This window comes from Pseudomonadota bacterium (assembly GCA_016719885.1).
Taxonomy (GTDB): Bacteria; Pseudomonadota; Gammaproteobacteria.
The window spans coordinates 114,672-127,881 of the sequence record JADJYF010000018.1 but is presented as its reverse complement, the minus strand read 5'-3'; the positions used below and the strand labels follow the sequence as shown (position 1 = coordinate 127,881).

Genomic DNA, 13,210 nt, shown 5'->3' with positions numbered 1-13,210 from the left:
GCCCAGGCGAGGGCCGCGGTGTGAACTGCCCGCACCGGCGGCGGCGAACTGCTCACGCCGACCGTCGCAGGCGACGCTTGCCGCCGAACAGGCTGCGTACCAGTAACCGCAGCGGGCTCTCGGGCGGGTCGAGATCCGGCAGCGAGGCGAGCAGGGGCAGCTTGAGCGCCTTCTCGACGTCTTCCTTGTTTTCAAGGGTGTGATCGAAGAATTCAGCGGCGAAGGCCAGCGCGATGCCCATCAACAGGCCGAGGGTCGCGCCAATCAGGATATCGAGTATGCGCGGACGCTTGGGGCGTTCGGGCACGGCGGCGTAGTGAATGACGTCGACGTTGGTCATGTTGACTTCGGTCGCCGCGGCCACGCGCGCTTCTTCCTGCAATTCGACGTAACGCCGGTAGGATTTCTCCGCCGCCGCGCGCGCGCTGGTGATGTTGTTCAGTTCGGCGCTGCGCGCATCGATGCGCTGGACGTCCTGGTGCAAGCCGTCGAGTTGGGCCAGCAAGGTTTGTTCGCGGCTGATCGCGGCCTGTAAATCGACTTCGGTCTGACGCAGGGCGCTTTCGAGATTCTGCCGCGTGTTGTTCTCGATGATGGTTTCCGAAACCGTCACGGTGGGCGGAATCGCGGCGAGGTGGGCCTCGAGACTCGCGATCGACCTGTCGAGATTGACGATCTTCTGGCTCTCGTTGCGGTACACCTGCACGGCTCGGGCGCGCTCGTCACGGAGCACGCCGAGCTTGGCACTCAGTTCCACGACCTGGGGATTCTGGCCGAGCAGCACCGCCGAAGTGACCTTTTCCGGCATGCCGGTCAACTGGGCCTTGATGGTTTCGACCCTGTGCGAGAGTTCGGTGCGCGTGGCCTGGGCACGTTTGAGATCGGTGTCCAGGTCGCGCAGCTGCGCCAGGCGCAGGCGGATTTCCTCGTCACCGACCACGAGCTTGCTGCTTTCTTTCAGCGCGCGTTCTTGCTCTTCGAGTTTGCCGAGTTGCTCGCGACTGATGTCGATCTGCTGTTGATAGAAGTCGTACAGGCCCGGCCGTTTGACCAGGCTCAAGCGCTCCTGCAGATATATCCGTGTAACCGTGTTGACGACCCGCGCGGCATTGGCGCCGTTGTCGTCCTCGTAGCTCAGGGTGATGATGTTGGACATCAAGGCGGGCTTGGCTTCGAGGTTCGACAACAGCCCGTTGATGAGTCCTTCGCGCGGGCCGACCTTGTCGATCAAGCCGATGCCGACCAGGGTCGCGCGCAGGCCGTCGACCGCCGCCTTCACCGCTCCGAGCATCACGCCAGGTTGGCGCTTCGGCTTGGCCTTGCGGTTCGGATCCGGCGCCAGCAGCTCGTCGGCCGCCTTGCTCAGCACCGCGCGGGACATCATGAAGTCGATTTCGGAATTGAGCGTTTCCTTGCGATCGAGCACCACCCGCGGCGCAGGCGGGCCGCCCGTCGCGACGGCGGGCTCTCCGCGTTCAACGTATATCGATGCGAACGCCTGCCAGGTCCGCGACTTGATGTAGGTGAGCACGGTGGTCATCAAGATTGAAACCACCAGCACCGCGACGATCTGGCTCTTGCGCTTGTACAGCAGATAGGCAAGGTCGCGTTTGGAGAAGCCGCCGGAGCCGCTGACCAGTTCATCCATGCCGGTCATCCTCGTGGGGCCGCCTGGCGGCGTCGGGCTGTGCGGGGATTGAGCGCATGGAGCAGCTCAACGGAAGCTGCCGATGGTGGTGGTGAACGGGTCGCGACGATAGGCCAACTGGATCGGGATGGCCTGCTGAACGTATTGCTCAACCACCTTGTCCCACTTGGCGATCGCCGACTTGGGCACGAAGATGACGTCGTCCGCGGCCAGCACCAGGTCCTGTTTGCCTTCCATTTCGGTGTCGCTCAAATCGACACGTACCGCGATGCGGTCCTCACCTTCGACCTTGCGCAACAGGATGACGCTGGCCGGCTGCGCGAACGGCGTAAAGCCGCCGGCGGCGAAGATCGCCTGCAAGGCGGTGAGACGCATGTCGAGTTTGACGAAGGTCGGGCGGGTGATTTCGCCGCCCACGAATATGCGTGCCGCGGATTCGCGCACCACCACCGTGGCGTCCGGCGCCCGCAACTCGTTGGCATAGGCCTTGGATATGTTCTCGGCCAGCTGCTTGGGGGTGATGCCGGCGGCCTGCAGGTCGCCCACCAGCTGCAGGGAGATGCGACCGTCGGTGCGCACCAACAGCGCTTCATTCAGTTCGCGTGCGTAGAAGAACTTGATGTCCAGCTTGTCGCCCGCTCGAATGCGGTATTCGGCATTCAGCGGCGCGGCCAGCTCGGTGCGGCTTTCAGCGACGGTCTTTGCATCCTTGCCCAGGTTCAGCTCGTTGGCGCAACCCGACAGCAGGATGACGCCAAGCAGCACGAGCAGCTGCCACGTCGCGCGCAAGCGTGCCGGACTTGAAGGAGGATGGAAATTCATTGCAAGGGTATTTCGGGCAGTGAAATCCTGCTCGGCGGCGTACTCGTGAGTCTTTGTTCTTGTTCCCGCGCCGGCCGCCGCAATGCCCAATCCCGCATTGGTGGTGACCGCGCCCCATGGCTGCATGGCCGAGTTTATGTCATTTGCCTGCGACTGACAGCGTGCCTGGTGCACGAAGTGGTGAAATTTTAAGGAGATGGCGTGACCGTCGCGGGCTGGGCCGGACTTCCGCACGCCGATGCGACCCGGTAGACAGTGATGGTCGGACCGGTGGTCCGCCACGGTTCACCGCTTGCGCGGTAGACCTCGCGGAAGGCCGGGTGTGTCCGCAGCGCGTCGTAGAAGCGCGCGGTTTGCGCGTACTGCACGCGCAATGGACCGGCCGCGTAGCGATCGGTGATGTCGCTGCTGGTGATGATGTAGTCGAAGCAGGCGCTGACGTAGTAGTCCAGTTCGCGCACCTCGAGACCATACATCGTCGAATACAGGTCATAGGCCGGGCCGGGCAGACTGGACTTGGCGGAGCGGTAGAGTTCGATGAAGCGCTTGGGATATTTGAGCTCGCTGCCTTGCAGGGCGGCGATTTGTCTTTCCAGCGCGGCTGGCGCCGGCTTGAGCGGCGGGCTCTGGATGTAGCGAAAGCGCATGCCATCCACCAGCAGTCGCGCGCCGGCCGGCACGTGACTTTCGATCCACTGCTTGGCCAGCACGCGGCTGTCGGGGCGTGTCAGCGTGTAGTCCATGCGGATGATGTGATAGGCGTTGGGCGCCGTCACCGCGACCATCAACAGGGCCGCGAGCCACGCGCGCCGCCCACTCAGGGCGGTCACGCCGCGCGCGGCCACCAGCCAGAACGCGGGGGTCATGGGCAGCATGTAGCGCTCGCTCGCGCCGCGGTCGGAGGCCGACAGCAGCATGACCAGAACGACAATGCCGCCGGTCAGCAGCAGGGTCCAGCGTTCACGCCGCAGGATGCCGGCCACGCCGCCAGCCAGCGCCGCGAGCGTCACCGGCAGGTAGCGCCAGCCGAGCAGGATGGGCAGGTATTCGCTCCAGCCCTGGGCGCGCAGTATCGTGACCGCGTCGATGGCCGCGCGCGGGCTGTCGTGGTCGAGCGCGGGCGTGGCGGCGGAATCTCCCAACACCTGGCGAAAATTCTCCAGCAGCGCCGCGCCGCTGGTCAGCAGTTCAGGAGCCAGCAGCAGTACGGTCACGAGGCCGCCGCCCAGCAAGCGCAGCAGGGCAGTGCGACGGTGCAGGCCGTGACGAGCGGGAGCGCTGCTGGTGAGCAGCGCGACGGCCAGCATCGCCAATCCCACCACGGCGTTATAGGCGAGGGAAATCGCGATGCCCGCGAGCGCGCCGCTTGCCCACAACAGGGCGCTGCGCGGCCGGTGTTCATATTCGACGTAGCACCATACGGCCAGCCACAGCGCGCAGGCCATGGGTATGTGCACGTTGATCAAATGGGAGTTGGTGACATGGTCGAGCGCCAGGGCTCCGATGAGGGCCGCAAACAGTGCGGTGCGCCGCGCGAACATGCGCCGGCCGACGCCGTACACGGCGATGCAGGTCAGGGCGCCCATGCTGGCAATCGTGATGCGACCGACCTGGTAGAAAACGCTGGGGTCGCTCAAGTACAGAAAGGCGAAATCCTGGGCGCTCTGCACTTTGCCGAACAGCCACAGCACGCAGAACAGCACGCCGTACTCGATGAACAGCAGGTAATCGAGTCCGCCCTTGCCGATGGTGTGCCACATCTGCACCAGCGGACCGCCTTCACCCGCGCCGATCTTGAGCGCCTGCACGATCTGATGGGGCTCGTCAGCGGTGAAATCGTAAGGCAGACCGAAATTGGTGCCCCACACTCTCACCGCCAGCGCCACCAGGGCGATGGCTGCAATGTGAGTCCTGGTGTTCTGCGTTATCATCGCGGCATTCTAACAAAGGTGGTCCGCGCTACCGCGCGGGCCGCGCGCCGCGCATCTTGCCGCCGAGATGCACAAGCCGGTCAACGCACAACAACGAGCACCCTCGGACGTGGCCAGTCTGGAAGAGCATCTTCGTCGTCTCTACCTCAGGGTGCCTGAGGAAAAGCGTCCGCCCCTGAAACGCGCCTACCACGGCACCCGCCTGCGCGCCGAATCCTTGTTGCGTCAACGGCCGCTGGTCGCCAGCGAGCGTATTACGTTCCTGGATTTCGAAATCGCCTTTCTCGAACCGTTCGAGTTCCTGGGGCCCGCGCCAGGGCAGGTGCTGGTCGACAACCTGTTGACGGTGGTCAGCCCGGGTACCGAGCGTAATGTGCTCATCGGCCTGCCCGGCACACGGCGTCGCTTTCCCAGTCAGCCCGGCTATTCCGGCGTTGGCGTGGTGCGCGCGCTGGGCGCGGGAGTGACGGCGTTCCGGGTCGGCGAGCGGGTCGCCGGCGGGCTGCCGCACATGGCGGCGGTCAACATGCAGGCAGACATGCTGACGCCGGTGCCCACGGCGGTCAGTGACGAGGATGCGGCCTTCATCGGCATGGTGCTGATCGCGCAACTTGGGATACGCAAGGCCGCGATCCTGCCGGGCGAGCGCGTGGCGGTGGTCGGCCAGGGTCTGCTCGGGCAACTCAGCAACCGCCTCGCACGGCTGCTGTCACCGGCCGAAATCATCGCTGTCGGCGCTGGACGCTCGCGCCAGTCCCATGCGCTCGCCGCGGGCGCCGCCGACCGCTACGTGGCGCTCAGCGACGGCGTGCAGGCGCTGGCCGACATCGGTGCCGATGTCGTGATCGAGATCGCCGGTACCGCCGACTCCATGACCACCGCATTGCGCTGCGCGGCGCCCGGAGCGCGCGTGATCGTGGTCGGCAGCACGCGCTCGCTGGATCACGCCTGGCTCGAACTCGCCCGCCGTCAGCGCGTGACGATAGTCGGAGCGCATGTCAGCCTCCTGCCATTCGACGACGGCAGCCCGCGTCGTTGGACACTCGCCCAGGAATACCGGCTGATGATGCAACTCATGGCGCGCGAACGCCTGAAGGTCGCCGATCTCATCACCGCACGGTGGGAGCCGGCCGCTTGCAACACGTTTTACGATGAACTGGTGCACGGCAAGAGCAAGCCGGTCGGAATTGTATTCGACTGGCGCCAGCGCTCTCGGCCTGCACCGCCGGTGGTACCGGCCACGCCCATCATCGAGGTCAGCAACATGGAGCCCCTGAAGATAGCGATTGTGGGTGCAGGCGCGATCGGCAGTCACAATGCCCGGTCCGCCGCGCGCATGGCCGAAGCCCGCATCGTCGGCGTTTTCGACGCCAATCCGCGCGTCGCCCAGGAGGTGGCGAGCGGCGTCTCCGCGCAGGCCTATGCCAGCTATGAGCAGGCCTTGGCCGACCCGTCCGTGGAAGCGGTGCTGTTGTCGGTGCCGCACCATCTTCATCGCGACATGACGCTGGCCGCGGCCGCCGCCGGCAAGCACGTGATGTTGGAAAAGCCTTTCGCCAACACCATGGAGGAGGCCGACGCCATCGTCACCGCCTGCCGCGAGCATGGCGTCGCGCTCACGGTCAATTTCAGTTTCCGCTACCTGCCGCGCATTCGTGCCGCGCGCGAACTGGTGGCGAAGGGCGCACTGGGTGACATCACCGGCATCGAACTCAGCACCCATTCCTATCGCGAGTTCGGTTACTGGTACGGCGCGCGCAGCAATTCGCCCGACGACTGGCGCACCAGCCGCGAAAAGGCCGGCGCCGGCTTTCTGTTCATGAACCTGTGCCACGTCATCGACTACGTCTACTTCATCACCGGTCTCAAGGCGGCGAGAACCTATGCCGAGTACGCGACCCTCGGCTCGCCGACCGAAGTGGAGGACAGCGTCAGTATCAGTTGTCGCATGGACAACGGCGCGATCGGCACGATCTGCGGCACCACCATTCGCCGCGGCGGAAATGTCGCCGAGGACCGCATCTGGGGAACGCATGGTTCGCTGCGCCTGGACGGCGACGATCTGCACGTCTATTCGAGCCGTGTGATCGACGGGCGCAAACCCGGGCGCTGGCATCGGCTGACCAAGTTTCCGACCGTCAACTGGACCGGTGAATGGGTGCGAGGCTTTGCGCAGGCGGTACGCGCCGGTGCGCCGCCGCCCATCACTCCCCAGGACGGCTGGGACAACCTCGCGTTCATCACCACGGTGCTGCGTGCGATGGACGAACAGCGCGCGCTGCCGGTGCCGCGCTATCCCCATGACTGACAGTCGCGCGCCGCTTGCTGTGCGCGTCACGCCCGTGGAGACGATGCGCCGGTGCCGCGCGACCAGCGGCTTTGGTGACTACGCGTTGGCGCGCGTGGTCGATGCGCACGGCGCGAGCGAGTGGCGGCCAGGCATGCGGGTGCTGGCGCTCGGCGATGTCGCACAGGCCACCCCAGGGCAGGTTGTCAGCGTCGCTGCCGCGGACTGCCTGTCGCCGCCCGAGCATCTTGATGATGGTGCGGCCCTGGCCCTGCCGCCGCTGCTGGCCGCGCTCGGCGCCTGGCAGGATTTGCAACTCGAACTCGGCGAGGTGGCGGTGGTGAGTGGTGACACGCCGTTTGCCGCGCTGCTTGCCCTCACCGCGCATTGGCATGGCGCGCTGCCGGTCGTAACCCTGGCGGCGGCCGCACCGAGGTTCGCCGGTGGCGAATGGGTGTCGCCGCACGACCCGCGCGAGGCGCACAGCCGCATTCAAAGTCTCCAGCAGGACAAACCGGGATTCGCGGCCATCGACGTGAGTGGCAGTGCGCTGGTCGCCGATATCTTGTTCCAGGCCCTGCCGCGCTGGGGACGTTTGCACCTGGGCGGCGCGCCGTCAGAGGCGCTTACCGTGGATTTCTATCGAGACGTTCACGTCAAGGGCGCGCGGGTATTCACGCGCGCCCTTGACGCCCGTTCGGTGTGGCCGACGGCCGTGGCGGCGCCTGACCTGCTGCGCCGCGCCGCACGCCTCATCGAAAGCACGAGCAGACAGAATGCCGTGCTCGAGACGCTCGCCTGGTGAGCGACGCTCACGGCGACGACGCGTTCAGGTATTCCTCGACATTGGTGTAGCCATCGCCATCGCGGTCGCCGTTTCCATCGGACGCGTCGGCGGGCGCCAGCCCATGGGCGGTTTCCCATGCGTCCGGCATGCCATCGTCATCGCCATCGGGCTCGGCGGCGGCCGGCTGTACGCTGGCATATCCTCCAACCTGGCGCGGTGAGTCGATGATGCGGCCACGTTGTTGCTTCACGTCCTCGATGATGCGTGCGTCGATCGCATCACGTCGTGGCAGCGAGGCGCCGGCGTCCGTCAATACCGGCCCGGCATCGGCATGGGTCGCGGCGTCGAGCAGCGGCGTGGCATGGGGCTCGATGGCCCGGTAGTGCGCGGCGGCCACCTGCCGTGAGAAGTTGGCGAACATGCCGTCCCACGGGCGTTCATCGGGCGCCGGCAGGTTGGGGCCGACATTCGCCGCGACATGAACCTTGGGCGCGTATTCTTCGTCGCGCGTTTCGATCAGCATTTCCTGGCGCAAGGTGGTGGCCGGCCCCGGCAGGTAGGTATTGCGTAGAACATTGATGCGTGCGACCGGCCCACCTTCCAGGATGTCGGTCGAGAGCGCCCCCCAGTTGTAAACCACGTTGTCGGTGAACTCGTGCAGGCCGCCGAACTTGTACAGCGGGTTACGCGAATGGTTGTGCGCGAACAGGTTGTGGTGGACCGAGACCCGCTCGGAGTAATAGCCAATCACCATGCCGCTGCTGTGCTCGCCCTTGTGATGGCGCGAGCGGTTCAAGCCTTCGCTGACGATGGACCACGACAGCGTGATGTCATGCGCGCCAAACCAGGTGCTGACCACTTCGTCCTCTGCCCAGCTCAACGATACATGGTCGAGCACCACGTTATAGGCGCCGCTGACATCATCGTTGTCGCGATTGCCCAGGATCTCGACGGCGTCATTGGCCGAGGCGTCGATATCGCCTTCATCCCCCGGTCGGATACGCAGGTGGCGAATCAGCACATCGTTGGTGACGATGACCAGGCCGAAGTTGCGCAAGGTAATGCCGTCCCCCGGCGCCGTCTGGCCGGCGACCGTGACGAAAGGCGAGCGGATATACAGCTTGTCGGTCAAGGTGATCACGCCGCCGACCCTGAACACCACGATGCGTGGACCGCTGGCTTCGAGTGCGGCGCGCAGAGTGCCGGGGCCATCGTTGGCGAGCGAGGTCACGGCGATCACGCGCCCGCCGCGGCCGGCGCGCGTATGGGTGCCGAATCCCACCGCGCCAGGGAACACCGGCAGCGCCGCTTCGGTGCCCGCGTTGCTCGAGTCCGCCTGCACCGGCGTCGCCCCGAGCAGCGCCATGCACAGCAGCATTGTCAGGCGCGCACCCGTGGCAAGGCTCGCGGACAGCGGCGGTGATGTGTCGAGCATGGCAGTCCTCCGGGGCAATGCCCGTGCATCAAAACAACACCCGCGCCACGATGTCATCGAACGCCGCCGCGCGCGAGCGCCAATCATGCTCATGGGCTCGTTGCTGATTGCGAGCGCCCGCCGCGATCGCCGCGCGGACCTCGGTTGCCGGCAACACGCGCGGACTGCCGAGCGAGCCCAGGTAGATTACCGCGCCACACTCCTCGGCGTAACGCCAGGCGTCATCCTGCGGGCCCATCCACAGGATGGCCTTGCCAGCGCGCAGGTATTCCCACAGCTTGGCGGGTAGAAAACCGGTGATCGAGCGGCCGCTGTCGGTGTCGGCCATGGTCGAGAGAATGAAGGCGTCGCAGGCCGCGAGATAGCCAATCACCTCGCGGTGCGGGCGGTGGCCGTGATGAACGTAACGGCAGCCACTGCCGGGCGGCGGCAGGTCATCGCGCAGGATATCGACACCTACCGCGTGTATTACCACGTCCGCGCCGATGTCGGCCGCCAGTCGTCGGCATAGATCGAGCAGGTTGGCGACGTGCCCGGCGTCGGGGTACCAGTCGCCGCCCACATGCAACAGATGCAGTTCGCCCGGCGCGCGCGCAAACGGCGCTTGTTGTGTGCCGTACTCGCGGAAGCCCTCTTCATCGTAACCATTGGGCAGCGCCACGATGCGCTCGGGAGCGAGCCCGAAGCGGGCGATGAAATCGTTGCGGATGGTGTCGCTTTGCACGATGACGAAATCGGCGCGCTCGAGTACCCGGCGCTGGTAGGCTATCTCACGGGCCGCACCCCATACCGAGCGGCGACCGACGGTGAGCGTGGTCGTCCACAGCGGGCCGCCATAGCGGTAATCGACAATCCACGGCACTCCCAGGCGCTTGAGCAACAGGCCTGGCAGATGAGCACTTTCGGGATGGGAGGTCGTGTAAACCGCATCGAAGCGTCGCCGCGCGTGCAGCATCACGGCGCGTACGGCCGCACGCAGGCCCCACCATGCGTGCTTGTCCGGAAACGCGCAGGCCAATACCACGCGATAGGCAATGCGTTCCCACAGGCTGCGCCCCTCGGCGCGCGCCAGTCCCACACGTGCCAGCACGCGCTTCGGTTTCTCGAACAAGCGATCGAGTGGCAGGCCACCGGCGCGCCACACCGTCGGTGCGGGCTCGAGATCCTCCAGCAGCTGCTCGCCGCTGGCGAAGGACTCGGCGCGGCTGGTCAGGAAGTCGATGCTGAGGCGGGACTTGTCGAGGTACTTGTATAGCTTGACCGGGCGAAATGCGCCGGCCGCCTGGCGCGGCGGAAAATCGTAGGTGACCCACAGCAGCCGCGTGGTTTTGCCGGCGGGGCGCATGCTATGAGTGCGTGGAGCGGGCTGCGAAGCCGAGGCGCGTGGCGCGAGTGACGGACTGCCGTCGCTCGGCTCGGTGCGTCGGCGCCGCCGTATCGTTCAGGCGTGCGCGCGGCCCGGCTTGCGGCGGGCGCCCAGGGGCGCGAGCAAGCCGCACGCCGCGGCCAGCAGCGCCAGCGGCGCCGGCAGCGGAACGCTGGTCGTGGGCAACAGGTGAGTCGCGTCAAAAATCTCGATGCTGTCAGCCACCACGTTGCTCGATACGCCGAAGCGGTCCTGGTAACGGCTGAAGGCGACGTGCAAGCCGTCGGTGAACGATGCATAAAAGTCGACGATGTCGAGCACGGTGGGTTGCACATCAGCGTCGTAATCGGGCCGTGCCTCGAACAACAATTCCAGGCGCGGTAGTTCGCCGCTTTCCGGCCCGAGGGTCAGCAACGAGATCAAGGCGGCCGATTGCACGGTTTCCACCGGCGCCCGCCCTCCGCTCAGATTGCTCAAGCTGGCGTCGACCGTCGTGCTGCCACCCTTCACGTCGACCTGCCAGAAGCCGCCCGTGTAACGTCCGCGGCCGTCCACGCCGGTGGGGGTGGCGGGGGTGATGCTGTCGACGTCCTGATCACCGTAGATGATGTAACCAAGGAACTTGCCGCCATCTTCGAGCAGGCCTTTGAAGCCGATGCCGACCGGGGCGGCGAAGGTCGACGGGGCGGCGAACAGGAAGAGGGCGGCGAGCGCCGACAGGCGCCATGACCGCGCAACATCCGATTTCTTGCTCATAGCGCTATCGTCCATACTTGGTCAGTGCCGTGGAGTTGCCAACACGCGCGATCAGGCGCGGCCTGAAGTTTGAAGATTTCAGCACGACCGGCCGTCATCCGGGCGTTAATAATTGTGAACCAGTCAGCAGCTTCATGAAAATTGGAATTCTCGTCGCGGGCCTGCCTCCGGAGGTGCTCGGAGGCGCCGAGACCCAGGCCATGGGCGCCGCCGCACGTCTCGCCGAGCGTCACGAGGTGACGCTGTTCACCCGCAGCGCCACCGTGCCGGAGTCACTGCGGAACCGTCCACGCTGCCTGGTGGTAAGACGCTGCACGGCGCGACGCCGCGGTCTGCGGTTCGTGGCCGACCTGGTCGGGTCGCTGCGCGCATTGGCTGCGCGCCGCCATGCACTCGACGTGCTCGTTGCCTACCAGAGCGTCATCGACGGCTTGATCGCGGTCATCGCCGGTCGCTGGTGGTCGCTACCGACGCTGGTGTGGATCCGTTCCGAGGTTGAATTCGATTTCGTCGGCAGCCGACAGGCACGCTGGCTGGCGCCGTGGGTCTATCGCCGGGCCGATCGCATCGCCGTGCAGACCGCGCGCCTCGGCGAGCAAATGCAGGCGGCGCTGCGCAGTGCCGGCCATGCCCGGCTCGCCGCCGACGTGGCGGCAAAATCCTGCGTTATCGGCAACGGCGTCGAGCTCGCCGCGCCATCCGCGACGGGCGACCGCACGGAGTTGCTCTACGTCGGTCGTCTGGCCGCCGACAAGGGCGTCATCCATCTGCTCGAGGCGATGCGTTGTTGTCCCGGTGCGCGCTTGACCATCGTCGGCGACGGTCCGGAGCGCGAGCGACTGCAAGCCGCGGCGCGAGGTATTGCGTGTATTCAATTCGCGGGGCGAACGGCGCCCGAGCAGGTGCCCGCGTGGCTGGCGCAAGCCGGCATCGTGGTTTTGCCCTCGCTGCGTAACGAAGGACTGCCGAACGTACTGCTGGAGGCGATGGCGGCGGGGTTGGTCGTCATTGCCAGCCGCAACGCCGGCATACCCGACCTGGTACGGGACGGCGAAAACGGCCTGCTGGTCGAGCCTGGCGACAGCCGCGCCTTGGCGCAGGCGATCCAGGCGGTGAGTGAAGACGCCGAGTTGCGCGCCCGACTGCGTCAACGCGCGCGCAGCGATGTGCAGGCCTATGCCTGGCCGGCGATCATCGCCGCCCTCGAAAGCCATCTCGCCGAGTTGACACGCCCCGTGGGCGACGGGTGAACATGTCAGGCAGGCGTGCGTGCGATGACCATCAGGCGATGGAGCATCATGCGCAGGATCGGCAGCTCGCCGAGCCGTCTTCGCCATTGCATCGGCAGTGGTGCTAGCAGGCGCTCCAGGGCGCCGCCGAGCCACGGCGGCAACGGCACATAGCGCCCCCGAGCGCCGACCAGTTGCCGGATCGCGACGAAGCCGCACTCGCGCAGCAACGCACACAGTTCGCCGCTGGTGTACTCATGCAGGTGAAAGCCGCTGGCGACGTCGTCGAAGCCGCGCGACACGTCGTGCGGTCCAGTGTAGCTGTGGGGCGTGAGGCACAGGTAAGCGCCGCCGGGTCGTAGCGCCGCATGCACCGCGCGCAGTTGCGCGCGCACGTCGTCGGGATGCAGGTGCTCGATGAGTTGATTGCTGTATACGACATCCACGCTGTGCGGCGCGACCGGCACACTCACGCCGTCGCACAGGCGCAGTTCGAAATTGGATGGTGTCGACAGGTGCGCGACGATCTCGGTCGATACGTCGACAGCCACCACGCTGCCTGCCCACTCACATAGTGCGAGGGCGAACTGGCAGTCGCCGGCGCCAAGTTCGAGAAATGTCGCGCCGCGCGCCAGGTGGTTGCGCACCAGTTTCAATTCGCGCCAGTGGCGCCGCTCGACGTCGGCGCTGGCCTTGGCGCGCCACTGGCTGTGATCCGGTACGCGCCGGAACAACTCATCGTAGAGTTCGCGATAAAGTCCTGCGCGCTGTTCGCTTGGCGCCTGTCGCAGGCGCGCGGCGAGTTCTTTCTCCAGCTCGTAATGCGCGCGAATCTGCGCCGCGCTGCGTGGGGCGGTCGCCGCTGGTGGGTCTGTGGACGGCGTAACGCCGTTGGCGCTAGGGATGATCGTTCTCCGGTTCGCACGTAGTATAGGCCTTGTTCAACGGA

The 13,210-nt window shown here is 66.1% G+C and carries 10 protein-coding genes; 3 read left to right on the top strand and 7 right to left on the bottom strand.

Annotation, left to right across the window (positions count from 1 at the left end):
• Positions 1 to 52: 52 nt before the first annotated feature.
• The 3 genes from IPM80_18520 to IPM80_18510 all read right to left on the bottom strand — a co-directional run bounded on the left by IPM80_18520 (position 53) and on the right by IPM80_18510 (position 4,401).
• Positions 53 to 1,648: a hypothetical protein gene (locus tag IPM80_18520; protein ID MBK8960349.1), complete on the bottom strand. Its 1,596-nt coding sequence runs from the start codon at positions 1,646 to 1,648 to the stop codon at positions 53 to 55.
• Between the two features lie 66 nt (positions 1,649 to 1,714).
• A complete protein-coding gene (locus IPM80_18515; protein ID MBK8960348.1) occupies positions 1,715 to 2,752 on the bottom strand; it encodes a polysaccharide biosynthesis/export family protein in 1,038 nt (345 codons plus the stop codon).
• Entirely contained in the window at positions 2,659 to 4,401 is a 1,743-nt protein-coding gene (locus IPM80_18510; protein ID MBK8960347.1) for a glycosyltransferase family 39 protein, read from the bottom strand. Before IPM80_18510 ends, IPM80_18515 begins: the two co-directional genes overlap by 94 nt.
• 109 nt (positions 4,402 to 4,510) lie before the next feature.
• On the opposite strand from IPM80_18510, the gene IPM80_18505 reads away from it, so the two are divergent.
• Together IPM80_18505 and IPM80_18500 are read left to right on the top strand one after the other, a co-directional pair.
• Complete coding sequence (locus IPM80_18505) at positions 4,511 to 6,709, top strand: bi-domain-containing oxidoreductase (protein MBK8960346.1); 2,199 nt, start codon at positions 4,511 to 4,513, stop codon at positions 6,707 to 6,709.
• Positions 6,710 to 6,848: 139 nt separating this feature from the next.
• Positions 6,849 to 7,493 carry a hypothetical protein gene (locus IPM80_18500; GenBank protein MBK8960345.1) on the top strand — a complete coding sequence of 215 codons (645 nt, stop codon included), beginning with the start codon at positions 6,849 to 6,851 and terminating at the stop codon, positions 7,491 to 7,493.
• A 7-nt stretch (positions 7,494 to 7,500) separates the two neighbouring features.
• Here the strand turns inward: IPM80_18500 and IPM80_18495 are convergent, their stop codons facing one another.
• From IPM80_18495 to IPM80_18485, 3 genes are all read right to left on the bottom strand, one after another.
• Complete coding sequence (locus tag IPM80_18495) at positions 7,501 to 8,910, bottom strand: pectate lyase (GenBank protein MBK8960344.1); 1,410 nt, start codon at positions 8,908 to 8,910, stop codon at positions 7,501 to 7,503.
• Positions 8,911 to 8,938: 28 nt separating this feature from the next.
• Positions 8,939 to 10,255: a glycosyltransferase gene (locus IPM80_18490; GenBank protein ID MBK8960343.1), complete on the bottom strand. Its 1,317-nt coding sequence runs from the start codon at positions 10,253 to 10,255 to the stop codon at positions 8,939 to 8,941.
• Between the two features lie 96 nt (positions 10,256 to 10,351).
• Positions 10,352 to 11,032, bottom strand: a complete 681-nt coding sequence (locus IPM80_18485) for a hypothetical protein (GenBank protein ID MBK8960342.1) — start codon at positions 11,030 to 11,032, stop codon at positions 10,352 to 10,354.
• 134 nt (positions 11,033 to 11,166) lie between these two features.
• On the opposite strand from IPM80_18485, the gene IPM80_18480 reads away from it, so the two are divergent.
• Positions 11,167 to 12,282, top strand: coding sequence for a glycosyltransferase family 4 protein (locus tag IPM80_18480; GenBank protein ID MBK8960341.1), 1,116 nt, complete (start codon positions 11,167 to 11,169; stop codon positions 12,280 to 12,282).
• Between the two features lie 5 nt (positions 12,283 to 12,287).
• Here the strand turns inward: IPM80_18480 and IPM80_18475 are convergent, their stop codons facing one another.
• Positions 12,288 to 12,995 (bottom strand): class I SAM-dependent methyltransferase, encoded by a 708-nt coding sequence (locus IPM80_18475; protein ID MBK8960340.1) that lies wholly within the window; start codon positions 12,993 to 12,995, stop codon positions 12,288 to 12,290.
• Positions 12,996 to 13,210 lie beyond the last annotated feature (215 nt).